General features: G+C 70.8%; 25 protein-coding genes. 15 read left to right on the top strand and 10 right to left on the bottom strand.

Annotated elements, in window-relative coordinates:
* Nucleotides 1-23 precede the first annotated feature (23 nt).
* On the bottom strand, nt 24-458 hold the full coding sequence (locus ABL310_RS06255; RefSeq protein ID WP_374730399.1) for a fasciclin domain-containing protein: 435 nt from the start codon (nt 456-458) through the stop codon (nt 24-26).
* A gap of 248 nt (nt 459-706) precedes the next feature.
* Here ABL310_RS06255 and ABL310_RS06250 point away from each other — a divergent pair, with 248 nt between their 5' ends.
* A complete protein-coding gene (locus ABL310_RS06250; RefSeq protein ID WP_349370832.1) occupies nt 707-1,492 on the top strand; it encodes a dienelactone hydrolase family protein in 786 nt (261 codons plus the stop codon).
* A 6-nt stretch (nt 1,493-1,498) separates the two neighbouring features.
* Here ABL310_RS06250 and ABL310_RS06245 read toward each other — a convergent pair whose 3' ends face one another.
* From ABL310_RS06245 to ABL310_RS06230, 4 genes are all read right to left on the bottom strand, one after another.
* Entirely contained in the window at nt 1,499-2,365 is an 867-nt protein-coding gene (locus tag ABL310_RS06245) for an ABC transporter permease subunit (protein ID WP_349370831.1), read from the bottom strand.
* Nucleotides 2,366-2,376: 11 nt separating this feature from the next.
* Nucleotides 2,377-3,258, bottom strand: coding sequence for an ABC transporter permease (locus tag ABL310_RS06240; protein WP_349370830.1), 882 nt, complete (start codon nt 3,256-3,258; stop codon nt 2,377-2,379).
* A 71-nt stretch (nt 3,259-3,329) separates the two neighbouring features.
* Nucleotides 3,330-4,400, bottom strand: coding sequence for an ABC transporter ATP-binding protein (locus ABL310_RS06235; RefSeq protein WP_349370829.1), 1,071 nt, complete (start codon nt 4,398-4,400; stop codon nt 3,330-3,332).
* Between the two features lie 142 nt (nt 4,401-4,542).
* A complete protein-coding gene (locus ABL310_RS06230) occupies nt 4,543-5,667 on the bottom strand; it encodes an extracellular solute-binding protein (RefSeq protein WP_349370828.1) in 1,125 nt (374 codons plus the stop codon).
* A gap of 176 nt (nt 5,668-5,843) precedes the next feature.
* Between ABL310_RS06230 and ABL310_RS06225 the strand changes: the two genes are divergently transcribed.
* Together ABL310_RS06225 and ABL310_RS06220 are read left to right on the top strand one after the other, a co-directional pair.
* Entirely contained in the window at nt 5,844-6,767 is a 924-nt protein-coding gene (locus ABL310_RS06225) for an NAD(P)/FAD-dependent oxidoreductase (RefSeq protein WP_349370827.1), read from the top strand.
* Between the two features lie 56 nt (nt 6,768-6,823).
* Complete coding sequence (locus ABL310_RS06220) at nt 6,824-8,179, top strand: IS1182 family transposase (RefSeq protein WP_349368221.1); 1,356 nt, start codon at nt 6,824-6,826, stop codon at nt 8,177-8,179.
* A gap of 67 nt (nt 8,180-8,246) precedes the next feature.
* Here the strand turns inward: ABL310_RS06220 and ABL310_RS06215 are convergent, their stop codons facing one another.
* Nucleotides 8,247-8,645: a methylglyoxal synthase gene (locus ABL310_RS06215; RefSeq protein WP_349370826.1), complete on the bottom strand. Its 399-nt coding sequence runs from the start codon at nt 8,643-8,645 to the stop codon at nt 8,247-8,249.
* Nucleotides 8,646-8,760: 115 nt separating this feature from the next.
* Here ABL310_RS06215 and ABL310_RS06210 point away from each other — a divergent pair, with 115 nt between their 5' ends.
* The 3 genes from ABL310_RS06210 to ABL310_RS06200 all read left to right on the top strand — a co-directional run bounded on the left by ABL310_RS06210 (nt 8,761) and on the right by ABL310_RS06200 (nt 11,407).
* Nucleotides 8,761-9,294, top strand: coding sequence for a vitamin K epoxide reductase family protein (locus ABL310_RS06210; RefSeq protein WP_349370825.1), 534 nt, complete (start codon nt 8,761-8,763; stop codon nt 9,292-9,294).
* A 302-nt stretch (nt 9,295-9,596) separates the two neighbouring features.
* Nucleotides 9,597-10,373: an SDR family oxidoreductase gene (locus ABL310_RS06205; protein WP_349370824.1), complete on the top strand. Its 777-nt coding sequence runs from the start codon at nt 9,597-9,599 to the stop codon at nt 10,371-10,373.
* Between the two features lie 164 nt (nt 10,374-10,537).
* Entirely contained in the window at nt 10,538-11,407 is an 870-nt protein-coding gene (locus tag ABL310_RS06200) for a hypothetical protein (protein WP_349370823.1), read from the top strand.
* A gap of 1 nt (nt 11,408) precedes the next feature.
* Here the strand turns inward: ABL310_RS06200 and ABL310_RS06195 are convergent, their stop codons facing one another.
* Genes ABL310_RS06195 through ABL310_RS06185 form a run of 3 tightly spaced genes read right to left on the bottom strand, consistent with a single transcriptional unit; the run spans nt 11,409 to nt 13,037 of the window.
* On the bottom strand, nt 11,409-12,074 hold the full coding sequence (locus tag ABL310_RS06195; protein ID WP_349370822.1) for a DsbE family thiol:disulfide interchange protein: 666 nt from the start codon (nt 12,072-12,074) through the stop codon (nt 11,409-11,411).
* Nucleotide 12,075: 1 nt separating this feature from the next.
* The gene (gene ccmD, locus ABL310_RS06190; RefSeq protein ID WP_349370821.1) at nt 12,076-12,279 is read right to left on the bottom strand and encodes a heme exporter protein CcmD; all 204 of its coding nucleotides are present in this window, start codon (nt 12,277-12,279) and stop codon (nt 12,076-12,078) included.
* 11 nt (nt 12,280-12,290) lie between these two features.
* Nucleotides 12,291-13,037 (bottom strand): heme ABC transporter permease, encoded by a 747-nt coding sequence (locus ABL310_RS06185; RefSeq protein ID WP_349370820.1) that lies wholly within the window; start codon nt 13,035-13,037, stop codon nt 12,291-12,293.
* A gap of 311 nt (nt 13,038-13,348) precedes the next feature.
* Between ABL310_RS06185 and ABL310_RS06180 the strand changes: the two genes are divergently transcribed.
* Nucleotides 13,349-14,389 carry a 30S ribosomal protein S2 gene (locus ABL310_RS06180; RefSeq protein ID WP_349370819.1) on the top strand — a complete coding sequence of 347 codons (1,041 nt, stop codon included), beginning with the start codon at nt 13,349-13,351 and terminating at the stop codon, nt 14,387-14,389.
* Between the two features lie 124 nt (nt 14,390-14,513).
* Nucleotides 14,514-15,440: a translation elongation factor Ts gene (gene tsf / locus ABL310_RS06175; protein ID WP_349370818.1), complete on the top strand. Its 927-nt coding sequence runs from the start codon at nt 14,514-14,516 to the stop codon at nt 15,438-15,440.
* Between the two features lie 75 nt (nt 15,441-15,515).
* On the opposite strand, the gene ABL310_RS06170 is transcribed toward tsf, so the two are convergent.
* A complete protein-coding gene (locus tag ABL310_RS06170) occupies nt 15,516-16,094 on the bottom strand; it encodes a Spy/CpxP family protein refolding chaperone (RefSeq protein ID WP_349370817.1) in 579 nt (192 codons plus the stop codon).
* Nucleotides 16,095-16,157: 63 nt separating this feature from the next.
* On the opposite strand from ABL310_RS06170, the gene ABL310_RS06165 reads away from it, so the two are divergent.
* The 7 genes from ABL310_RS06165 to rseP all read left to right on the top strand — a co-directional run bounded on the left by ABL310_RS06165 (nt 16,158) and on the right by rseP (nt 22,372).
* Nucleotides 16,158-16,700 (top strand): Crp/Fnr family transcriptional regulator, encoded by a 543-nt coding sequence (locus tag ABL310_RS06165; protein ID WP_349370816.1) that lies wholly within the window; start codon nt 16,158-16,160, stop codon nt 16,698-16,700.
* A gap of 111 nt (nt 16,701-16,811) precedes the next feature.
* A complete protein-coding gene (gene pyrH, locus ABL310_RS06160; RefSeq protein ID WP_349372005.1) occupies nt 16,812-17,522 on the top strand; it encodes a UMP kinase in 711 nt (236 codons plus the stop codon).
* 57 nt (nt 17,523-17,579) lie between these two features.
* Nucleotides 17,580-18,140 (top strand): ribosome recycling factor, encoded by a 561-nt coding sequence (gene frr, locus ABL310_RS06155; RefSeq protein ID WP_349370815.1) that lies wholly within the window; start codon nt 17,580-17,582, stop codon nt 18,138-18,140.
* Nucleotides 18,141-18,242: 102 nt separating this feature from the next.
* On the top strand, nt 18,243-19,031 hold the full coding sequence (locus tag ABL310_RS06150; protein ID WP_349370814.1) for an isoprenyl transferase: 789 nt from the start codon (nt 18,243-18,245) through the stop codon (nt 19,029-19,031).
* Between the two features lies 1 nt (nt 19,032).
* On the top strand, nt 19,033-19,896 hold the full coding sequence (locus ABL310_RS06145; protein ID WP_349370813.1) for a phosphatidate cytidylyltransferase: 864 nt from the start codon (nt 19,033-19,035) through the stop codon (nt 19,894-19,896).
* 45 nt (nt 19,897-19,941) lie between these two features.
* The gene (gene dxr, locus ABL310_RS06140) at nt 19,942-21,153 is read left to right on the top strand and encodes a 1-deoxy-D-xylulose-5-phosphate reductoisomerase (RefSeq protein ID WP_349370812.1); all 1,212 of its coding nucleotides are present in this window, start codon (nt 19,942-19,944) and stop codon (nt 21,151-21,153) included.
* A 52-nt stretch (nt 21,154-21,205) separates the two neighbouring features.
* On the top strand, nt 21,206-22,372 hold the full coding sequence (gene rseP / locus ABL310_RS06135; protein WP_349370811.1) for an RIP metalloprotease RseP: 1,167 nt from the start codon (nt 21,206-21,208) through the stop codon (nt 22,370-22,372).
* Nucleotides 22,373-22,384: the final 12 nt, after the last annotated feature.

Genomic DNA, 22,384 nt, shown 5'->3' with positions numbered 1-22,384 from the left:
CGTGTCGATCGTGGCGGGATCCCTCACTCGGGGATGAGCACCATGTCGATGACGTGGATGACGCCGTTGGAGGCCTCGATGTCGGCCTGAACGACCGTGGCGTCGTTCACCATCACCGAATCGCCGGTCGCGTCGACCGTCAGGGTCTGGCCCTGCACGGTCTCGGGGGAGACCTCCTGGCCGGCGATGTCGGTGGACATCACCTTGCCCGGGAGCACGTGGTAGGTCAGCACGGCGACGAGCTGGTCGCGGTTCTCCGGCTGGAGCAGGCTCTCGACCGTGCCCTCGGGGAGCGCCGCGAAGGCCTCGTCGGTGGGCGCGAACACGGTGAACGGGCCCTCGCCCTTGAGCGTGTCGACGAGCTCGGCCGCCTGCACGGCGGCGACGAGCGTCTCGAAACCGTCGGCCGCAACGGCGGTATCGACGATGTCCTGCGCCTTGGAGACCGAGACCGTCATGAACAGAGCCGCGACGGCAGCCGTCATCGTCTTGAGAAAACGCATGGCTTTCCTCATCTTTGTTGGCTAATCGGGAGATGTGGGGGATATTGTTCTTGTTTTGCGTCAGATACGCAGCGGCGGGGCGACCGGTTTAAACCTTTCGATCACATCGCGATCACGCGTGCGTGATCTGGCCGACTGCCTGGACGCGCCGGGCGTTCGCGCTAGGTCACGTCAATCCACGAAACTCGACGGGAGAAACGCCCATGTTCCGATCGCCCCTCGCCCTCCTCGGCGCGAGCGCCGCCCTCGCCCTGACCGCCGGCGCCGCCGACGCCCAGATCCGCGCCGAGACCGTCGTCTACGAGGTCGACGGCGCGTCCTACGAAGGCTTCGTCGCGGTGAACGAGGGCTACGAGGAGGCGCGCCCCCTCGTCGTCGTGATCCACGATTGGGACGGGCTCGGCGACTACGAGCGCCGCCGCGCCCAGATGCTGGCCGAGCTCGGCTTCGCGGCCTTCGCGGTGGATCTCTACGGCCAGGGCGTGCGGCCCGAGACGACGGAGGAGAAGCAGGCCCGCTCGGGCGCGCTCTACGAAGACCGCGAGGCCATGCGCGCGCGGCTCATGGCCGGGCTCGAGGCGGCGCGGGCCCAGGCAGGCGTCGACGGCGCGCGGGCCGCGGCGATCGGCTATTGCTTCGGTGGCGCGGCCGCGCTCGAGTTCGCCCGCGCGGGCGCGGATCTCGAGGGCTTCGTGAGCTTCCACGGCGGCCTCGAGACGCCGGAGGGCGCCTCCTGGGACGCGGTCGCCGGCGACATCCTCATCCTGCACGGCTCGAACGATCCCGTCGCGCCGATGACGCAGGTCGCCTCGCTGGCCGAGGCGATGGACGGGGCCGGAATCGACTACCGCATGGAGATCTACGGCGGGGCGAAGCACGCCTTCACGGTGTGGGGCACCCCGCAGAGCCAGGCCACGGGCTACGACCCGCAGGCCGATCTCCAGTCCTGGAACGAGATGCTGACGTTCCTCGACGAGCGGCTGCGCTGAGGCGGCTCACCCCGCCTTCCCCGCCCGGCGCGCCTCGAGCCGCCGGGCGATCTCCCAGCCGACCGCGCCCAGAACGGTGATCGCGATCATGACCAGCGCCAGCGCGTTGACCGCGGGGGTGAGGCCGGTGCGTACCTTGGTGGCGATGTAGACGGTCAGCGGCGTCTCGAAGCCGCGCACGAACAGCGTCGTATTGTAGTTCTCGATGCTCTGGAGCGTCGCGATCAGGGCCGCGGCGAGGAGCGCGGGCTTGAGGAAGGGCAGGATCACGCGCCGGAAGACCATGGGCTTCGAGGCGCCGAGCCCGAGCGCGGCCTCCTCCAGCGTGCGGTCGAAGCGCTGGAGGCGCGCGGCGACCATCAGCATGACGTAGGCCGAGATGAAGCTCGCCTGGGCGAGCACGATCAGCAGGAGCCCGCCGCCGACGCCGAGCGGGCGCCACAGGATCAGGGTCGCGATGCCGATGACGACGCCGGGCGTGAGCAGCGGCGAGACCATCAGCGCGTAGAGAAAGGAGCGCGCCCGCGCGTGCAGGCTCGTCAGCACGAGCGCGGCGGCCGTGCCGACCGGCACGGCGATGGCGACGACGCCGAGCGCGACGAGGGCGGAGGTCCCCAGCGCCCGCCACATGGCGGTATCGTCCGCCATCTCGGCGAACCAGTCGGTCGTCGTCCCGAGCCAGGGCGTGACGGTCGGGAAGCGGCTCGTGTTGAAGGCGGCGGCGCTCATCACCACGAGCGGCGCGAAGAGATAGACGAAGAAGGCGAGGAAATAGATCCAGAACAGGACCTTCGGGATCGCCTCCACCGCCCGCGCCGAGAGCGGCGGGCGCGCGGGGGCCGCCGGCGGGGGAAGCGCGACGGCGGTCGTCATGTCGCCGGCCTTCATTTCGCGACGTCCGTCAGGTTCACCCGCGCGATCCGCAGCGTGATCAGCACCACCGCGAGGCAGAGCACCAGCAGCACGAGCGCGTAGGCGGCGCCGCGGTTCCAGTCCCCGCCCTCGAAGAACCAGTTATAGATGATCTGCGTGAACCAGCGGCTGCCCGGCGCCCCGAGGAGCGCCGGCGCGACGTAGCTCCCGGCGGCGAGCATGAAGGTGAAGACGCAGCCCGTCGCGATGCCGGCCTTGGCGTGCGGGATCACGATGCGCGTATGGATTCGCCAGGTCGAGGCGCCGAGGTCCCGCGCCGCCTCGATCTGCGCCTTCTCCAGGCTCTCGATGGCGTTGTATATGGGGAAGAGCATGAACAGGATGTAGGCGTAGACCATCCCCGCCAGCACGCCCCCGTCGCCGTACCAGCGCATCGGCTCGTCGAGGATCCCCAGCTGCAGCAGCAGCGCGTTCAAGGGACCGCGGAAGGCGAGCAGGATGTACCAGGCGAGCGTGCGCAGCACCTCGTTGATCCAGAACGGGATGATCAGGGCGAGCACCACCAGGGCCGCGGCCGGCGGCGAGGCGGTCTGCGCCAGCCAACAGGCGAGCGGATAGCAGACGAGGAAGGTCGCCGCCGTCACCAGCGCGCTCGCCCAGACGGTCTTGAGGAAGATCTCGCGGTGGACGGGCTCGTTCGCCAGATAGGCGAGGTTGTCGAGGGAATAGACGTCGCGGGGCCCGCCGATGTCCGCCGGCAGGAGATTGGGACGCAGCGCGAAGTCGATCATCATCAGGTTCGGCGCGAGCACGAGGCCCGCGAGCCAGAACCCGACGAGGGCGAGGAAGAGGCCCGTGAGCCCCGCGCCGAAGCGTCCGGTCAGCGCGCCCATGTCACGGTCCCCATGTCACGGTCCCCATGTCACGGTCCCCATGTCACGGTCCCCATGTCACGGTCCCCATGTCACGGATCCCCGAGCGCGACGGCGTCGCGCGCGGGATAGGCGAAGCGCGCCCGCGCGCCGGGAGCCGGCGCGGCGGCGAGCGCGGTGGACGGGAGCGCGGCGAGCAGCGGCAGGTCGCCTTCGGCCCGGGCGTGGAGGAGGCCGAAGGCGCCCTCGAAATCGAGCCGCTCGACGGCCGCCTCGATCACGTTCTCGCCCCCCGCACCCGCGAGCGTCAGGGCCTCGGGCCGCACGTAGAGCGTCGCGGGAGCGCCCTCGGCGAGGCCGGCGCCGGCGCGGGCGGTGAGCCGCCCCAGCGGCGTGTCGAGCGCCGCCTCCCCTCCCGCGAGCGCGGCGACGCGGCCGGCGATGGCGTTCGTCTCGCCCACGAAGGTCGCGACGAAGGGCGTCGCCGGGTCGTCGTAGAGCGCGCGCGGGGCGGCGACCTGCTGCACGACGCCCTCGCTCATCACCGCCACCCGGTCCGACATGGCGAGCGCCTCGGACTGGTCGTGGGTGATGTAGAGGAAGGTGACGCCGGTGCGCTTCTGGATCGTGCGCAATTCGGCGCGCATGTGCTGGCGCAGCTTGAGATCGAGGGCCGAGAGCGGCTCGTCGAGGAGGAGCACCTGCGGCTCCACGGCCAGCGCCCGGGCGATGGCGACGCGCTGCTTCTGGCCGCCGGAGAGCTCGGCGATCTTCCGGTCGGCGAAGCCCGGCAGCGCGATCAGCTCGAGCAGCTCCTCGGCCTTCGCGCGGCGCTTGGCCTTGGGCATGCCCCGCGCCTCGAGCCCGAAGGCGATGTTCTCCCACACCGGCATCAGCGGGAACAGCGCCAGCGACTGGAAGATCATCGCGGTCGGGCGCTGGTTGGGGCCGAGCCCCGCCATGTCGCGCCCGCCGATCGTCACCCGCCCCGCGGTCGGCGCGAGGAAGCCCGCGACCATGCGCAGGATCGTGGTCTTGCCGCAGCCGGACGGGCCGAGGATGGAGAAGAATTCCCCCGGATCGACGGTGAAGGTGACGTCGTCCACCGCCTTCACGGCCCCGAAGGCCATGGTGACGCGGTCGAGGTGGACGGAATGGGACATGGATCGGCTTCTCGTGTGCGCGACGGTGCCGTCCCCGGCCGGAGGTCGCGCAGCGACCCTGCGCGCCCGGCGGCGCTCCGGCCGGGGATGACGGGGGCGGCGTCCCCGGGCGCCAGGCTCGGGGACGCGATACAGGTCGGGATTACGCCGACAGGAAGCGATCCTGGTACTCGTTGCGCTTGGCGACGAACCAGCTGTCCTGGATCGGCCACCACCACAGCTTGTCGAGCGCGTCGCCGGGATAGGCGGCGGCGAAGAAGGCCTTGTTGGCGTCCGAGAGCAGCGCGTCGGCGCCCACCGCGGTCGAGTTGATCGAGGTGTGGTTGGCGTACATCGCGCCGGCCTTCGGCGAGACCATCCAGTTGATGAAGGCGTAGGCCTCGTCGAGGTTCTGCGCCTGCGAGGGGATGGACAGACCCTCCATCCAGGCGAGCGCGCCCTCCTTCGGGGCGATGTAGCCGATGGGCAGGCCCTCGCGGGCGAGGCCGGCGGCGGTCGAGTCCCAGGTCTGGCCGATGGCGCAGCCGTTGACGCGGAAGGCGCCCTGAGCCTCGTTCTCGTTCGACCAGAACTGCGCGACGTTGCCCTTGCGGGCGATCGCCTCGGCGAGGATCACGTCGTAGACCTCGACCATCGCCTCCTCGGAGGCGAAGGCCTCGCGCATCGGGCGCGGAAGACGGCCCTCGCCCTCGAGCCACAGGCCGATGCCGACGAGGGCGGAGTGGCCGCGCACCGTGGCCTTGCTCTCCATCTCCGGCTTCCAGATGTCGCCGTAGCCGGCCGAGCCGTATTCGAGCGGCGCCTGGTCCGTGTCGAAGGACAGCGCCTCGGTGCCCCAGTCGGACGGGACCTGGTAGCGCTTGCCGCCGACGACCGCGCCCATGTTCTCCGAGCCCGAGATCGCCGAGGGGATGACCCGGTCCCACATCACCTTGCCCTCGTCGATGGGCTGGACGAGCCCGAACTCGACGTAGTTCGGCACGCGGTCCACCGTCGGCCAGATCACGTCGAAGCCGGCGCCCTGGGAGACGCGCATCTGGTTGAGCAGCTCGTCGTTCGTGCCGTAGGGCGTGAAGACGGGCTTGATGCCGGTGTCGGCCTCGAAGGCGGCGAGCATCTCGTCGGAGATGTAGCCGGCCCAGGCGAAGACGTTGACGGTTCCGGACTGCGCGAAGGCGCGGCGCGAGACGAAGGGCGCGGCGAGGCCGAGGGCGGCGGCGCCGGTGAGGAGCGTGCGGCGGGACACGCCGGTGGACGCGAGGGTCATGAGTTTTGCCTCCCGAAGGGATTGGATCCGACGGATCGCATCGGAGAAGAACCCGGCTAAGCTTCTTTTGCAACAACCCCGTGACCGTTTCCCGGCTCATTTGGTCTTCCCCAAGGGACTCGAACGCACGCCCCGCCTGCGCGTTGGCGCCCCGTCCGCGGGGAGAACGCCTTTCCATGAACGACATCGAGGACTGCGCCGTCGTCGGCGGCGGCATCGGCGGCCTGACCGCCGCGATCTATCTCGCCCGGTTCCGCCGGCGCGTCGTCGTGCTCGACGGCGCGGACTCGCGGGCCCGCTGGATTCCGCGCTCGCGCAATCACCCGGCCTTTCCCGAAGGCGTCACCGGCGACGAGCTGCTGAGCCGCCTTCGCGCCCAGCTCGCGCGATACGGCGTCACGCCGGTGCACGACCGGGTGACCGCCATCGTGCGGGAGGGCGACGGCTTCCGGCTGTCGCGCGCGTCGGGCGCCGAGACGCGCGCGCGGCTCGTGATCCTCGCCACCGGGGTCTCGGATATCGAGCCGCCGATCCCGGACGCTTTCGACGCGGTGAAGCACGGCCTCGTGCGCCATTGCCCGATCTGCGACGCCTACGAGGCGATCGACAAGCGGCTCGCGGTGCTGGGCCGCGGCGACCATTGCCTGGGCGAGGCGCTGTTCCTGCGCACCTACACGCCGCACATCGTGGCGCTGACCAACGGCGCGCCGCTCGGCTGCGCCGCGGAGAGCCGCGCCCGCATGGACGAAGCGGGCGTGCGCCTGAACGAGGCGCCGATCGCCGCGATCGCGCGGGCGGAGGACGGCGCGGGCGTGGTGATCCGCTTCGCGGACGGCGAGACGCTGCGCGTCGACGCGCTCTATTCCGCCATGGGCATGCGCCCGCATGCGGAGCTCGCGGCCGATCTCGGCGTCGCGCTCTCCTCCGACCGGCGCATCCCCGCCGACGACCATCAGCGCACTTCGGCCGACGGCGTGTGGGCCGTGGGCGACGTCGTCACCGGCCTCAACCAGCTCGGCGTCGCGATGGCGCAGGGCGAGATCGCCGCCACCGACGCGCACAACCGGCTGCGGCGGAAGGAGGGGTTGAGCGTGGGCTAGGAGGCTGTCCGAGTAATTTTCTGGACGTGGGAATCCGGTCGTGATTCTCTTGTTTCATGAGCACGAGCAAGACGTTTCGCCCCTGGGATGTCGAGCAGAGCTGGCTTCTGCCGCCGTCCATTCACGACTTCGTCCCGCCTGGGCACGCGGCGCACTTCGTGCGCGAGACGGTGCGTGAGGGGCTGGATCTGCGGGATATCCTGAGCGCCTACATCGAGCTGCGAGGCTATCCGCCGTATCATCCGGCGATGATGGTGGCGCTTCTGCTGTACGGCTACAGCCGCGGGGTCTACTCCTCGCGCCAGCTGGCGCGAGCCTGCGAGGAGCGGGTCGACTTCATGGCGGTGACGGGCCTGCAGCGGCCGGACTTCCGCACGATCGCGGACTTCCGCAAGCGCCATCTCAAGGCGCTGGGGCGCCTGTTCGAGCAGGTGCTGCGCCTGTGCCGGGCGGCGGGACTGGTGCAGCTCGGGCACGTCGCTCTGGACGGCACGAAGATCAAGGCGAACGCCTCGCGGCACAAGGCGATGAGCTATGGCCGCATGAAGAGCGCGGAGCCGGCGCTGGCCGATGCGGTGGCGGGCTGGCTCGACCGGGCCGAGACGGCGGACCGCGAGGAGGATGCCGCGCACGGCGAGCGGCGCGGGGACGAGATGCCGGACTGGGCGGCGGACAAGCTGCGCCGGCTGGAGCGGATCCGGGCGGCCAAGGCCGCGCTGGAGGCCGAGGCGGCGGCGCCGGCGGGCGGCGAGGACGAGGACGGCCCCGGTCCCTCCAGCGGCATGCAGGATCGCGGGCGGCCCAAGCGCGCGCCCGACGGCGGCCCGCCGGACAAGGCGCAGCGCAACTTCACCGACCCCGACAGCCGCATCCAGCCGACCCGCGACGGCTTCATCCAGGGCTACAACGCCCAGATCGCCGTCGACGCCGCCCACCAGGTGATCGTCGCCCACCGCCTCCAGAGCAATCCGGGCGACGTCGACGCCCTCGTCCCCCTGGTGGACGCCGTGCGCCGCAATCTCGGAGCCAAGCCCCGCGAGATCTCGGCGGACGCCGGCTTCTGCTCGGAGGCGAACCTCGGCGCCCTGAAGGCGCGCCGCATCCGCGCCTACGTCGCCGTCGGCCGCGCCAAGCACGCCACCGGGGTCCCGGCGACCGAGCGGCGCCTCTCGAAATCACCCCTGACCCGGGCCATGGCCGAGACGCTCGCCCGCGCCGGGCGGCGCAGCCGCTACAGGCTGCGCAAGCAGGTCGTCGAGCCCGTCTTCGGGCAGATCAAGCAGGATCGCGGGATGCGCCAGCTCCTCTTGCGCGGCCTCGGCGCCGTCAGGGCCGAATGGGCGCTCGTCTGCACCGCTCACAACATCGCGAAGCTCGTCGCCGCTCACAACCGACCGAGGCCGGCCGGATGAGACGGGGCGAACGCGTCCCGCGAACGAAACGCACTCGCGTCGCAGAACGAATTAGCTGGACAGCCTCCTAGGCCGCCGCGTCCGCCTCCAGCACCAGCTCCGCGGTCGCCCGGTTCAGCGCGAACGGGATGTCGTAGAGGATGGCGAGGCGCATCAGGGCCTTGACGTCGACGTCGTGCGGGTGGGGCGTCATCGCGTCGACGAAGAAGATCAGGGCCGCGACCTTCTCCTCGGCGATCAGCGCGCCGATCTGCTGGTCGCCGCCGAGCGGGCCGGACTTGAGGCGGGTCACCTCCAGCTCGGGGAGCGCCTCCGCGATGCGCCCGCCGGTCGTGCCCGTCGCCACCAGCCGATAGCGGGAGAGCGCCGCGCGATGGCCGGAGCAGAAGGCGACGAGGTCCGCCTTCTTCTCGTCGTGGGCGACGAGGGCGACGATGGGGCGCGTATCGGCGCTTTCAGGCGGCATGGGGGATCCTCCGGGCGTCGCGAGGCTACCCCATCGGCGCGATCCGGCAACCCTCGCCGCGCGCCCCGCGTTGGCGGGGAGAAAGCGATCCGCTCAGCGAGGAAAGGATCCCCCGATGAAGCGCGTCCTCATGGAAGCGACGAGCCCCGGCTACACGCCCGAGCGCCTGAGACGGCAAGTGCGCCACGATCGCGGGCGGGAGATGCGCTATCGCCGCGCCATCGTCGCGACCTCGCTCGTCGGCATGGCCTCGATGGCCTTCGTCACCCTGTTCCAGACCGGCCTGGTGCGCCGCCTGCCGGACCCGCCGACGCGCCGGCCGCATTTCGACACGGCCAAGGTGAACAATTCCGACGAGGCCTGGTCCTACGGCATGCCGGACGGCCCGCTGACGCTCGCGATGCACGCGGCGAACCTGACCCTCGCGGCGTCCGGCCCGCCGGAGCGCTGGCGCGAGCGGCCCTGGATTCCGGTCGCCGCGAGCGCCTTCTCCGGCGCGCAGGCGGCGGTGGCCGCGAAATACCTGTTCCACGACATGCCCTATGTCGACCGCGCCTGGTGCCCCTATTGCGTCGTCGACGCGCTGGCGCATTTCGCCTCCTTCGGGCTGACACTGCCGGAGAGCGCCCGGGCGATTCGCGGGCGGTGACGCCCCCCTTTCATCCCCGGCCGGAGCCGGCGAAGCCGGCGCAGGGGAAGGGGAAACAGCACGACTCTTCGCCGCGGAGCGGCGGCATCCGGCGGCGACCAGCCGCCTGGACGGCGGCCGAAGGAGCGCCTACGGCGCGACGTTCTTGCGCTGGCTCCCCTTCCCCTGCGCGCCTACGGCGCTCCGGCCGGGGATGACACCGTGGAGATCCCCGGAACCGCATCCACCGGCGTGGCATTGGCAGGCGGCGCGCGAGGGCTTAGCCTGGACGCTGCGCCGCAACACGAGAAGGATCGGAGCCGATGCCGAACACGCGCTGGACCATCGTCACGGGAGCCTCGAGCGGGATCGGCGCCGAGATCGCGCGCCAATTCTCCGCCATCGGGCACAACCTCGTCCTCGTGGCGCGCCGGCGCGAGAAGATGGAGGCGCTCGCCGCCGAGCTGACGGCGGCGGATCGCGGCTTCGTCGAGATCGTCGAGCTCGACCTCGCCGAGCCCGACGCGCCGGCGAAGCTCCACGCGCAGGTGACGCAGATGGGCTTGGGCGTCCACACGCTCGTCAACAATGCCGGCTTCGGCCTGCGCGGCGAGTTCGTCGATCTCGGCCTCGAGGAGCAGGTGACGATGATCGAGCTCAACGTCACCGCGCTCACCCGGCTCTCGCGGCTGTTCCTGCCCGACCTGATCAAGCGCGGCCAGGGCGGCATCCTCAACGTCTCCTCGCTCGCCGCCTTCCAGGCGGGCCCGCACATGGCGGTCTACCACGCCACCAAGGCCTACGTGCTCTCGCTCTCCGAGGCGCTGCACGAGGAGGCCAAGCCCTTCGGCGTCACGGTGACGGCGCTCTGCCCCGGCGCCACGGAGAGCGAGTTCGGCGCCCGCGCCGGCATGGAGGGCTCGCGGCTGTTCTCACGCGCGCGGATGGACGCGGCCCGCGTCGCCAAGATCGGCGTCGAGGCCTACCGCGCCGGGCACGCGGTCTCGACCCCTGGAACGCGCAACAAGCTCGTCAAGGCGCTGGGCCGCGTCCTGCCGCGCTCGGTGATGCGCAAGGCGGCGGGAGAGATGGTGGGGTGAGGCGCGGGGTCGGAGGACGGCAGAGTCTATCGTCGAGCAGGGACAGGGCTAGTCTAGGTTGACTCGCTGAGCCGACCTGCGATCGTATGCCCCTTGGCTGCGGTCTTGCTCCCGATCGAGGCGCAGCATCTCGAATTCTTCGATTCTCCGAAGGGGCTTCGATCATGCTCGGCGAAGACCTCCTCACCGCCTTGGGAGCGAGCCCGATCGTCCTCGGCGTTCTGCTGCTCTTCTGGACAGGCGACGCGCATGTTAGCGAGGACGCGAAAAAGGCGCTTGCCGATTGGCTGAAGAGGGACCCTCGTCCGCCCAAGACGAGAGCCGTCCGGCTGCTCGTGGAGGGACAATACGAACGCGTCTTCGGCGGAAGCACTCTTTCCCTCAGATTTATCATCGGCTCTATCGGCTTCAGCCTTGCTACACTATCCTCTTTTGTTCTTATATTCGACACCTTCAACTATCTGCGGGGCGCAGATACGATCATTCAGCACGCCTTTAGACGGGAAGGGTATATCACGCTGATGTTCGCGATATCGGTAAATCTGCTTGCCGATTTGGCATCCAACATTCAGACGAGGATATTTTTGAATGCGCTGTTTTCACAGAAGTTGAAAACAATTACTCTTATAGTACTTGATTTTATGCTTACAACACTGATATTGGTCGTCATTGCAGAGATTTCCTACTATACCACAAAACTGATTCTCGACTATGATAATCTTTCCACCTTTACTGCGGCATTCTTCCAGTTTGTTGTCTTCGAATCCGGGAGCTACTCCGTCTTCGGAATTTTCGCCAGCGAAGATAGCGCGATACTGTACATGATGGTCGCAACCACGTATCTCACGTCCGTCTGGATCTGGGCTGCCGCGATCGGCATGACCGCGATCCGATTGGCGTCCCGTCTGCTGGGCGTGAAGCGGCTGATCACCTTCGTCTTTCCCGTCGACGACAAGCCGATCAGGTCCATCGGCATCGTCTTCGCCGGCGTCTATCTCGTGGTCGCGAGCATAGCGGCCCTGCTTCCGCTGTAGCTCAAACCTCGGGCACGCGCCCCCGCATCCCCTCCGGCAGCGCCGCGCGCAGAGCCTCGAGGAAGGGGCCGATCTGGCCCGGCTCGATCGGGCCGATGTGCTTGTGGCGCACGATGCCCTCGGCGTCGACGATGAAGGTCTCCGGCACGCCGTAGACGCCCCAGTCGATGGCGGAGCGGCCGCTCGAATCGACGCCGACGCGGTCGTAGGGATTGCCGAGCGCGCCGAGGAAGCGCCGGGCGTTCTCCGGCGCGTCCTTGTAGTTGATGCCCACCATGGTGACGAAGGGCAATTCGGCGAGCTCCATCAGCACCGGATGCTCGACGCGGCAGGGGCCGCACCAGGAGGCCCAGACGTTGACGATGGTCACCGGCCGCTCCGGCGTGCCGGCGAGATCGGCGCTGGAGAAGCCGGGGATCTGCGCGCCGGCGTCCCGCAGCCCCTCGAGCGGCGGCAGCGTCACCTGCGGCGCGGGGCGCCCGATCAGGACGGACGGCACGCGCGACGGGTCGCCGAACAGGCCGATGAAGAACACGATCGAGAGGCCGGCGAAGATCAGGACCGGCAGCAGGAAGATCAGCCGGATACGGGCGCGCGGCGCGGGATCGGCGGCGCGCTTCGCCTCGGCGGGCTCGGTCTCGGGCGGCGGGGTCGGGCGGTCGTCCATCTCAGGCGCCCTCGCGCACGGGCCGCGCGACGGCGCCGCCCCCGCCGCCGCCGCGACGGCCGCGGCCGCCGCCGCGGGCTTCGAGCTCGGCCAGCGCGCGCTTCTGGGCGCGATGATCGAGGACGAGGCGCGCGATCAGCCCGCCGGTGATCAGGATCCAGGCGGCGTAGCTCGCGATGATGAAGGGGGCGTGAGGGTCGGGCATGGCGTTGTCCCTCAGGCGGCGACGCGTTCGGCGTCGAGGCGCTCGGCCTCGAGGATCGAGAGCGTGCGCACCCGGCGTTTGTAGACCTCGGTGCGCATGGCGTACATGTGCAGCGTCACCGCGAGAAGGCTGAAGGCGAGCGCCATCACCAGCAGCGGATAGAGCATCGAGGGGTAGATGGTCGGCCCGTCCATGCGGAAGACCGAGGCCGGCTGGTGCAGCGTGTTCCACCAGTCGACGGAGAACTTGATGATCGGCAGGTTCAGCGCGCCGACCAGCGTCAGGATCGCCACCGCGCGGGCGGCGCGGGACGGGTCCTCGATCGTGCGCCAGAGCGCGACGATGCCGCAATAGACGAGGAAGAGCACGAGCACGGAGGTGAGCCGGGCGTCCCACACCCAGTAGGTGCCCCACATCGGCTTGCCCCAGAGCGCCCCGGTGATCAGGCACACCAGCGTGAACGCGGCGCCGATGGGCGCGGCCGCCTTCTGCGAGACGTCGGCGAGGGGATGGCGCCAGACCAGCGTGCCGATGGCCGACGCGCTCATCATCGCATAGAGGAAGAGCGCCAGCCACGCGGACGGCACGTGGATGTACATGATGCGGATCGTCTCGCCCTGCTGGTAGTCCGGCGGGGCGACGAACCAGGCCATGTAGAGGCCGACGAGAAGCGTGACCACGGTGAGGCCCGCGAGCCAGGGCACGAGCGCGCCCGACCAGCGCAGGAACGTGCTCGGATTGGCGAGTTTCGTCAGCATGCGGCTCCCTCGAACCCGCTCGATGTAGCGAGCGCGTCACCTCCCCGCAACGGCGGCGTCGTCGCACCTTGGAACCGTTACGGGTTTCGGCGAGCATGGCCGGCGCGCGCGCCGGGGGCAAGTCGCGCAAGTCCGGACCCCGAGGGCGCGCCGCGAGGCCGCCCTCACGGGCTTGCATTCGCCGGCCCGAGCGCGTATAGGCGCGCCCATCCCACACGCGGAGCCCTCCTCGCATGGTGCGAGGCGAACCCGGTGCCGGCTGCTTCAAGCCGGAACGCGGCCCCGCGGAGGCTCAACCGGAGTATAGAGACATGGCCCTTCCCGACACCTCCATGCGTCAGCTGCTCGAGGCCGGCGCGCATTTCGGCCACCAGGCGCACCGCTGGAACCCGAAGATGCTGCCCTTCATCTTCGGCACGCGCAACAACATCCACATCATCGACCTCGCCCAGACGGTGCCGATGTTCTACCGCGCCCTGCAGGCGGTGAGCGACACGGTCGCCCGCGGCGGGCGCGTGCTGCTGGTCGGCACCAAGCGCCAGGCCCAGGAGGCGGTGGCGGACGCGGCGAAGCGCTCGGCCCAGTACTACGTCAACTCCCGCTGGCTCGGCGGCACGCTGACGAACTGGAAGACCATCTCGGGCTCGATCTCGCGCCTGCGCAAGGTCGACGAGATCCTCGACGGCGGGGCGGTCGGCCTCACCAAGAAGGAGCGCCTGATGCTCGCCCGCGAGAAGGAGAAGCTCGAGCGGGCGCTCGGCGGCATCAAGGACATGGGCGGCGTGCCCGACCTGATCTTCGTGATCGACACGAACAAGGAGCAGCTGGCGGTGAAGGAGGCGACGCGCCTCGGCATCCCGGTGGCGGCCGTCGTCGACACGAACTGCGATCCGGACGGCATCACCTATCCGATCCCGGCCAACGACGACGCCGGCCGCGCCATCGCGCTCTATTGCGACCTGATCGCCCGCGCGGCGCTCGACGGCATCTCCCGCTCGCAGGGCGAACTGGGCATCGACATCGGCGCCTCCGAGGCCCCGATGGTCGAGGAGCTGCCGGCCGAGACCGGCCCGGCCGAGGCGCCGGTCGACCTCAGCGTCGAGCAGACCGACACGTTCGAGCGCCTGGCCGCCCCGCGCGGCGCGCCGGACGACCTGACCAAGCTCACGGGCGTCGGCCCCGAGCTCGAGCAGTCCCTCAACGACGGCGGCGTCTTCCACTACTGGCAGATCGCCGCGCTGACCGACGAGGAGGCCGCCGCGCTCGACGCCGACCTCAAGCTCAACGGCAAGATCGCGCAGAACGGCTGGGTCGCCCAGGCCCGCGCGATGATGGAAGCCGCCGCCGCGTAATGCGCGCGATGCGTCGGCGGAACGTCGCGGGCTCGCGGCGTTTCTCCCGACGCGCCGACCGACGACATCAGCCCGGCGTGCCGAACAGGACCGCCGGGCTCCCTTTTGACGGAGACCCGAGATCATGGCGAACATCACCGCGGCGATGGTGAAGGACCTGCGCGAGAAGACCGGCGCGGGCATGATGGACTGCAAGAACGCGCTGGGCGAGACGGACGGCGACATCGAGGCCGCCGTCGACTGGCTGCGCAAGAAGGGCCTCGCCAAGGCGGCGAAGAAGGCCGGCCGCGTGGCGGCCGAGGGCCTCGTCGCCGTGGAGGTGCGCGACAACGTCGCCGGCATGGTCGAGGTGAACTCCGAGACGGACTTCGTCGCCCGCAACGAGCAGTTCCAGGGCTTCGTCTCCGAGGCGGCCAAGATCCTGATCGGCACCGACGGCACCGTGGACGGCCTCTCGGCCGCCGCCTATCCGGGCGGCCCGGGCACCGTCGCCGAGAAGCTGTCCGAGCTCATCGCCACGATCGGCGAGAACATGACGCTGCGCCGCACGGCCAAGGTCACGGTGAAGCAGGGCGTCGTCGCCTCCTACATGCACAACGCCGTCGCCGAGGGCCTCGGCAAGATCGGCGTCCTCGTCGCCATGGAATCGACCGGCTCGAACAAGGACGAGCTCGTCACGCTCGGCCGCCAGATCGCCATGCACGTCGCCGCCGTGAACCCGGCGGCCGTCGACGCCTCGGGCATCGACCCGACGACGGTGGAGCGCGAGTCCGCGATCCTGCGCGAGAAGAACGCCGGCAAGCCGGACCACGTCCTCCAGAAGATCGTCGAGAGCGGGCTGAAGTCCTACTACAAGGAAGTCACCCTCCTCGAGCAGTCCTTCGTGCACGACCCCTCGAAGAGCGTCGGGCAGGTGCTGAAGGAGGCCGAGTCCAAGGTCGGCGGCCCCGTCGCCATCGGCGGCTTCGTGCGCTACGCGCTCGGCGAGGGCATCGAGAAGGAAGAGACCGATTTCGCGGCCGAGGTCGCGGCCCAGGCCGGCAAGGCCTGAGGCTCCTCGTCCTCCTTCTCCGAGGAACGACCGAGGGCGGCGCCGCGGCGCCGCCCTTTTTCGTGCGCGCGCCGCTCACCGGCAGCCGTTGTGGCGACGCCACATGGCGGCGTCGTGCCCTTCGGGAACCGCGGCGCACGGATCGCTCGCATAGCCGCGCAGCCGCCGATAGGCCTCGATCTGCTCCGCCGTCAGCAGCGGCGGCGTCGAGAGATGCCGCGAGAGATGCACGAAGCGCAGGTCGGCCCGGGCGTCCCCCGCCTCGTCCACGAGGCGGCGCAGCGCCGTGTCGTCGAGCCCGCCCCCGCGGAACGCGGCCTCGAGCGCTTCCTCGGCCGCCATCAGGCGCGCACCCGCCTCCTGCGCCTCGCGCCGCATCTGCGCATGGATCGCCGCGATCGCCGCGACCTGCTCCGCATCGAGGCCGATCTCGTCCTTCAGCTCCAGCAGGTGCGCCGGCCCCGGCACCCCGTTCAGCTCCGCGGCGAGCGCGAGGCCCCAGCCGCCGCCGCGCCGGAGCTCGTCGAGGTCGTCCGCGGACAGGCTCTTGATCTCCCGGCTCTCCATGCCGGCATAGGGCGAATGGGCGTGCTGCTGGGCGGCGGCGGCCAGCGGCGCGAGGCAGAGGCAGGCGGCGAGGGCGAGGCGGATCATGGCGAGCTCCTTCGAACGCCGGGACGATAGCGCCGGCCGCCCTCCCCGCGTATGATCGCGATCATGTCCGTCTCGATGGAGCTCCTGTTCGGCGACGCGCCGACCCGTGCCCTGCGCGACGGCGACGTCGTCTTTCGCGTCGGCGCGCCCGTGGAGAGCGTCCTCTTCGTGCGGTCGGGCGCCGTCGCCCTCGTCCGGCACACGCAGGCCGGGAGCCGGCTCGTCCTGCACCGGGCGAGGCCGGGCACGATCGTCGCCGAGGCGTCGGCCTGGTCCGAGACCTACCATTGCGACGGCGTCGCGCTCGGGGACACGGCTCTCGCGGCGCTGCCCCGCGCGGCCTTCCGGGCGGCGCTCGCCCGCGAGCCGGCGCTGCTGGAGGCCTGGGCCGCCGATCTCGCACGCGCGGTGCAGGCCGCGCGGCTGCGCGCGGAGATCCGCAGCCTGCGCACGGTTCCAGAGCGCCTCGACGCCTGGCTCGACGCCTTCGGCGCGCTGCCGGAGCGCGGCCGCCGGCAGGAGGTCGCCGAGGAGATCGGGGTCACGCGCGAGGCGCTCTACCGCGAGCTCGCGCGGCGCGATGCGGACGGTCGGAGAGCCCCGTGACGACGACGTGAAAAATCCGCGCGCGCCGCCTTGCGCCCGCGGCGGGCCGGCGGCAGTGTGCCGCCCGGCGGGCCGATCGGGCGAGAACTGACGGGAGATTGCGGCGTGGCGATGCCCTACAAGCGTATTCTGGTAAAGCTCTCCGGCGAGGCCCTTCAGGCGTCCGACGGCTACTGGCTCGACGCCCAGGTCCTCGCCGGGCTCGCCGAGGACATCGCCCGGGCTCAGGGCGCGGGCTTCGAGATCGCCCTCGTGATCGGCGGCGGCAACATCATCCGCGGCGCGCGCATGAGCGCCGCCGGGTGGATCGACCGCGCCACCGCGGACTCGATGGGCATGCTCGCCACCGTGATGAACTCGCTCGCGCTCGAGACCGCCCTCAACGCCGCCGGCGTGCCGGCGCGCACCATGTCGGCCGTGTCGATGCCCACCATCTGCGAGACCTACGCCCGCCAGCCGGCCCTGCACCATCTGGAGAAGGGCCAGGTGGTGGTGCTCGCCGGCGGCACCGGCAACCCGTTCTTCACTACCGACACCTCCGCCGTGCTGCGCGCCGCGGAGCTGCGCTGCGACGCCGTGCTCAAGGCGACGAACGTCGACGGCGTCTATTCCGCCGACCCCAAGCGCGATCCGCAGGCGCAGCGATACGACCGCCTCACCCACGACGAGGCGATCGGGCGCGACCTCAAGGTGATGGACACCGCCGCCTTCGCGCTCGCCCGCGAGCAGAAGCTGCCGATCATCGTCGGCAGCGTGCACGCGCCCTCCTCGGTCGTCGCCATCCTGGAGGGCGCTGCGCCCGCGACCGTGGTCGCCCCTTGATGAAGCGGCGTCATCGGCGTAAGCCGGATCGACATTGGCGTTAAGGCGAGACCAGCGATGAGCGACGATTTCGATCTCAACGACATCAAGAGGCGCATGCAGGGCGCGGTGACGTCCCTGAAGAACGACCTCTCCGGCCTGCGCACCGGCCGGGCCTCCGCGAGCCTGGTCGAGCCGATCCAGGTCGAGGCCTACGGGGCGGCGATGCCGATGAACCAGGTCGCGACCATTTCCGTGCCGGAGCCGCGCCTGCTCTCCGTGCAGGTCTGGGATCGCGGCATGGTCGGCGCGGTCGAGAAGGCGATTCGCGAGTCGGACCTCGGCCTCAACCCGCAGACGGAAGGCCAGGTGATCCGCCTGCGCATTCCCGAGATGAACGAGCAGCGCCGCAAGGAGATGGTGAAGGTCGCGCACAAGTACGCGGAGGAGGCGCGCGTCGCCATCCGCCACGTGCGCCGCGACGGCCTCGACACGCTCAAGAAGCTCGAGAAGGACGGCGCGCTGTCGCAGGACGACGAGAAGCGCCAGGCGGATCTCGTGCAGAAGGCGACGGACGAGCACGTGTCCGAGGTCGACAGCGTCCTCGCCGCGAAGGAGAAGGAGATCATGCAGGTTTGAGGGACCGGCATGATCGCACGCCGCGCGCGCTTTCGCGCGCGGATCGCAGACGGATTTCGGCATCGCGGCGCGGACGCGGCGCGGGGGGAGCGGAGCGACAGCATGGCCGCTGAGATCGGCGCCACCGCCGCGGCGGCCCGGCCGCCGCAGGACGAAGCGGACGCCCGCACGGGCGCGGCGCGCCCGCCGCGCCACGTCGCCATCATCATGGACGGCAACGGCCGCTGGGCCGCGCGCCGCGGCTTGCCGCGGGTCGAGGGCCATCGGCGCGGCGTCGAGGCCGTGCGCCGCGCCGTACGCCTCGCCGCCGAGGCGGGCGTGCGCTACCTGACGCTCTACTCGTTCTCGGCCGAGAACTGGTCGCGCCCGGCGCAGGAGGTCTCCGACCTCATGCGCCTGCTCAAGCGCTTCGTGCGCAACGACCTGGCCGAGCTCCACCGCAGCAACGTGCGTGTGCGCATCATCGGCGAGCGCGACGGGCTCGCCCCCGACATCCTCGCCGTGCTCGACGAGGCCGAGGGGCTGACGCGCGCCAATACCGGGCTCACCCTCGTCGTCGCCTTCAATTACGGCGGCCGCCAGGAGATCGCCCGCGCGGCCCGCAGGCTGGCGGAGGAGGTCGCCGCCGGGCGGCTGCGGCCGCAGGACGTCACCGTCGACCGGCTCTCGGCCGCCCTCGACACGTCCGACATCCCCGACCCCGACCTCGTCGTGCGCACATCGGGCGAGCAGCGGATCTCCAACTTCCTGCCCTGGCAGACCGCCTATTCCGAGTTCGTCTTCCTGCCGGACCTGTGGCCCGATTTCGGCGCCGACGCCTTCGGGCGGGCGCTCGCCGAGTACGCGCAGCGCGAGCGCCGCTTCGGCGGGCTCGAGGCGCGGACCGCCTGACATGCCGTCTCCCGCCCCGCAGGGACCCGAGAGGCGCGGCTTCCTGCGCTCGGAGACGGGCGTGCGCCTGCTCTCCGCCCTGGTCCTGGTCGCCTTGGCGCTCGGCGCGGCCTGGGCGGGTGGTCCCGCGCTCGCCCTTTTCTGGCTGATCGCGGCGGGCGCGGCGGCCGTCGAGTGGGCGGACGTCTGCAAGCTCGAGCGTCGCGGCGCGATGCGCGTCGCCTTGCTCGCGAGCCTTCTCGCCGGATCGTTGCTCGCGGTCGCCGCCCCGCCCGCCTGGCTCGTGGTCGCCGTCGCCGCACTCGCGATCGCCGCGGTCGCGGCCGCCGGCCGCACCGGCCAGGATCGGCGCTGGGGCCTCGTCGGGCTCGTGGTGACGGCGATCCTCGCCGTCGTCCCCGTCCTGGTGCGCGAGAGCCCCGTGCTCGGCCTCGTCGGGCTCCTGTGGATCTTCGCCGTGGTCTGGGGCACGGACATCGCCGCCTACTTCACCGGGCGGGCGATCGGCGGGGCGAAGCTCGCGCCGAGCATCAGCCCCGGCAAGACCTGGTCCGGCTTCGTCGGCGGGCTCGTCGTCGGCACGCTCGCGGGCGCGCTCGTGGTCGCGGCGGGCGAGGCGTTCGGGTGGTCGCGGCCGCTCACGTGGGGGGCGATCGTCGTCCTCTCGGCCGTCGCGTCGGTGATCGGGCAGATCGGCGACCTCGCCGAATCGAAGCTCAAGCGGCATTTCCAGGTCAAGGATTCGAGCCACCTCATTCCCGGCCACGGCGGCGTGCTCGACCGCATCGACGCCTTCGTCGCGGTGTGCGGCTTCGTCGCGCTCGGGATGGTCCTGACCGGGCTTTCCGGCGCTGCGGCCGGGTGACTTCGCGCGCGTTCTCGCGCATAAATCGCGAGGGCTGGAGACGACATGGCGGACACCGCGACCCATCCCGCGCCCGGCGCGCGGACGATCAGCATCCTCGGCGCGACCGGCTCGGTGGGACGCTCCACCGTCGACGTCGTGCGCGCCCATCCCGACCGCTTCCGGGTCGAGGCCCTCGTCGGCGGCCGCGACGCCGCGGCCCTCGCCGATCTCGCGATCGCGCTCGGCGCGCGCTTCGCCGCGGTCGCGGACGAGGCCGCCGGCCCCGCCCTGCGCGAGGCGCTCTCCGGCTCCGGGATCGCCTGCGGGGCGGGATCGGCGGCCGTGATCGAGGCGGCGGAGCGCGACGCGGACGTCGTGCTCGCCGCGATCTCCGGCGCCGCCGGCCTCGCGCCCACGGCCGCGGCGATGAAGCCCGGCCGCGCCATCGCGCTCGCCAACAAGGAATGCCTGGTCAGCGCCGGCGAGGCCTTCATGGCGCGGGCGCGCCGCCTCGGCGTCGTGCTGCGGCCCGTCGATTCCGAGCACAACGCGCTGGAGCAGGCGTTGCGCGCCGGCCGCCCGGAGGACGTCCTCGCCCTGACGCTGACCGCCTCCGGCGGCCCCTTCCGCACCTGGGAGCGCGCGCGCCTCGAGAGCGCGACCGTCAAGCAGGCGCTCGCCCACCCCACCTGGTCGATGGGCGCGAAGATCTCCATCGATTCCGCCACGCTGATGAACAAGGGCCTCGAATTGATCGAGGCGCATCACCTCTTCGGCGTGGCGTCCGAGCGGCTCGAGGTGCTGGTCCATCCCCAGTCGATCGTGCACGGCCTCGTGCATTGGCGCGACGGCTCGATCACGGCCGGGCTCGGCGCGCCGGACATGCGCATCCCGATCATCAACAGCCTCGCCCTCGACGGCGCGCGGCTCGATCTCGACGCGCCGCGTGTCGATTTCGCCGCGCTCGGCGGCTTCACCTTCGAGGCCGCGGACCGGGAGCGCTTCCGCTGCCTGGCGCTGGCCGAGGCCGCGATGGCGGCGGGCGGCGGCGCGCCGACCGTGCTCAACGCCGCCAACGAGATCGCGGTCGCCGCCTTCTGCGCCGAGCGCATCGGCTTCTTCGCCATCGCCGACACGGTCGAGCGCACGCTCGAGGCGCTGGCCGCCGGGGCGCTGCCGGCGCCGGCGAGCGTCGCCGACGCGTTAACGCTGGACGGCGAATCGCGAGCGAAAGCCGAGGAAATCTTGCAAGATCGGCGCGCGCGCCCGATCTGAGGGTGAACAGGCGAGAGACGGCCCGCCCGCCGGGCGAGAGGAGACGACCCAAATGGAATTCTTCAGCGCGATCGGCGGCGGGGCCTTCGACGTCGTCGTGGGCTATCTCGTCCCCTTCATCGCCGTCCTCGCGCTCGTCGTCTTCGTGCACGAGATGGGGCACTTCCTCGTCGGGCGTTGGTGCGGGGTCGGCGTGCAGGCCTTTTCCATCGGCTTCGGGCCCGAGATCGTCGGCTGGAACGACCGGCACGGCACCCGCTGGAAGATCTCGCTCGTCCCGCTCGGCGGCTACGTCAAGTTCTTCGGCGACGCCGGCGCGGCCTCGACGCCGGACAACGACGGCCTCCAGCAGATGGGCGCGGCCGACAGGGCGAAGAGCTTCCACCACAAGCCGGTCTCCCAGCGCGCCGCGATCGTCGCCGCCGGTCCGCTGGCGAACTTCATCCTCGCGGTCGCGATCTTCGCGGGGCTCGTCTACGTCAACGGGCGCGACGTGCTGATTCCGCGCGTGGACGAGGTGATCGAGGGCAGCGCCGCCGAGCGCGCCGGCTTCCAGCCCGGCGACGTCATCGTGGAGATCGACGGGCGCACCATCGTCGGCTTCAACGACATGCAGCGGATCGTCTCGTCCTCCGCCGAGGACGAGCTGACCATCGTGGTCGACCGCGGCGGGGCGCTCGTGACGCTGACCGCGACCCCGGAGCGGCGGGTGACCGAGACCGCCTTCGGCGTGCAGCGCATCGGCATGCTCGGCATCCAGGCGTCCCGCTCCCCGGAGGCGATTCGGCACATCTCCTACGGGCCGATCGAGGCGGTGGGGCTCGGCGTCTACGAGAGCTACTTCGTCGTCGAGCGCACCTTCGACTATCTCGGCAAGCTGATCACCGGCCGCGAATCGGCCGATCAGCTGTCCGGCCCGATCCGCATCGCCAAGGTCTCCGGCGACGTCGCGGAGGCCGGCGGCATCCTGCAGCTGATCACGCTCGCGGCGGTGCTCTCCGTCTCGATCGGGCTGATCAACCTGTTCCCCGTTCCCATGCTCGATGGCGGGCACCTGATGTTCTACGCGATCGAGGCCGCCCGCGGGCGCCCGCTGAGCGAGAACGCGCAGGAGATCGGCTTCCGGATCGGCTTCGCCCTCGTGATCTTCCTGATGCTCTTCGCCACCTGGAACGACATCGTTCACCTTATCAACCCGTTGACCGCCGACGGGACGTGACACGAAGGCCAC

It is taken from the genome of Salinarimonas sp., from assembly GCF_040111675.1.
GTDB lineage: Bacteria > Pseudomonadota > Alphaproteobacteria > Rhizobiales > Beijerinckiaceae > Salinarimonas.
The sequence above is the reverse complement of the archived record's forward strand: the minus strand, read 5'-3'. Positions and strand labels throughout refer to the sequence as shown.

Coding starts and splice junctions, on each gene's coding strand:
- ABL310_RS06220 (WP_349368221.1), top strand. CDS start 6,824: ATGAGCACGAGCAAGACGTTTCGCCCCTGGGATGTCGAGCAGAGCTGG.
- ABL310_RS06150 (WP_349370814.1), top strand. CDS start 18,243: ATGGCCGCTGAGATCGGCGCCACCGCCGCGGCGGCCCGGCCGCCGCAG.
- ABL310_RS06195 (WP_349370822.1), bottom strand. CDS start 12,074: ATGGACGACCGCCCGACCCCGCCGCCCGAGACCGAGCCCGCCGAGGCG.
- ABL310_RS06165 (WP_349370816.1), top strand. CDS start 16,158: ATGTCCGTCTCGATGGAGCTCCTGTTCGGCGACGCGCCGACCCGTGCC.
- ABL310_RS06180 (WP_349370819.1), top strand. CDS start 13,349: ATGGCCCTTCCCGACACCTCCATGCGTCAGCTGCTCGAGGCCGGCGCG.
- ABL310_RS06245 (WP_349370831.1), bottom strand. CDS start 2,365: ATGACGACCGCCGTCGCGCTTCCCCCGCCGGCGGCCCCCGCGCGCCCG.
- tsf (WP_349370818.1), top strand. CDS start 14,514: ATGGCGAACATCACCGCGGCGATGGTGAAGGACCTGCGCGAGAAGACC.
- dxr (WP_349370812.1), top strand. CDS start 19,942: ATGGCGGACACCGCGACCCATCCCGCGCCCGGCGCGCGGACGATCAGC.
- rseP (WP_349370811.1), top strand. CDS start 21,206: ATGGAATTCTTCAGCGCGATCGGCGGCGGGGCCTTCGACGTCGTCGTG.
- ABL310_RS06235 (WP_349370829.1), bottom strand. CDS start 4,400: ATGTCCCATTCCGTCCACCTCGACCGCGTCACCATGGCCTTCGGGGCC.
- ABL310_RS06215 (WP_349370826.1), bottom strand. CDS start 8,645: ATGCCGCCTGAAAGCGCCGATACGCGCCCCATCGTCGCCCTCGTCGCC.
- pyrH (WP_349372005.1), top strand. CDS start 16,812: ATGCCCTACAAGCGTATTCTGGTAAAGCTCTCCGGCGAGGCCCTTCAG.
- ABL310_RS06240 (WP_349370830.1), bottom strand. CDS start 3,258: ATGGGCGCGCTGACCGGACGCTTCGGCGCGGGGCTCACGGGCCTCTTC.
- ABL310_RS06145 (WP_349370813.1), top strand. CDS start 19,033: ATGCCGTCTCCCGCCCCGCAGGGACCCGAGAGGCGCGGCTTCCTGCGC.
- frr (WP_349370815.1), top strand. CDS start 17,580: ATGAGCGACGATTTCGATCTCAACGACATCAAGAGGCGCATGCAGGGC.
- ABL310_RS06205 (WP_349370824.1), top strand. CDS start 9,597: ATGCCGAACACGCGCTGGACCATCGTCACGGGAGCCTCGAGCGGGATC.
- ABL310_RS06250 (WP_349370832.1), top strand. CDS start 707: ATGTTCCGATCGCCCCTCGCCCTCCTCGGCGCGAGCGCCGCCCTCGCC.
- ABL310_RS06255 (WP_374730399.1), bottom strand. CDS start 458: ATGACGGTCTCGGTCTCCAAGGCGCAGGACATCGTCGATACCGCCGTT.
- ABL310_RS06170 (WP_349370817.1), bottom strand. CDS start 16,094: ATGATCCGCCTCGCCCTCGCCGCCTGCCTCTGCCTCGCGCCGCTGGCC.
- ABL310_RS06185 (WP_349370820.1), bottom strand. CDS start 13,037: ATGCTGACGAAACTCGCCAATCCGAGCACGTTCCTGCGCTGGTCGGGC.
- ABL310_RS06200 (WP_349370823.1), top strand. CDS start 10,538: ATGCTCGGCGAAGACCTCCTCACCGCCTTGGGAGCGAGCCCGATCGTC.
- ccmD (WP_349370821.1), bottom strand. CDS start 12,279: ATGCCCGACCCTCACGCCCCCTTCATCATCGCGAGCTACGCCGCCTGG.
- ABL310_RS06225 (WP_349370827.1), top strand. CDS start 5,844: ATGAACGACATCGAGGACTGCGCCGTCGTCGGCGGCGGCATCGGCGGC.
- ABL310_RS06210 (WP_349370825.1), top strand. CDS start 8,761: ATGAAGCGCGTCCTCATGGAAGCGACGAGCCCCGGCTACACGCCCGAG.
- ABL310_RS06230 (WP_349370828.1), bottom strand. CDS start 5,667: ATGACCCTCGCGTCCACCGGCGTGTCCCGCCGCACGCTCCTCACCGGC.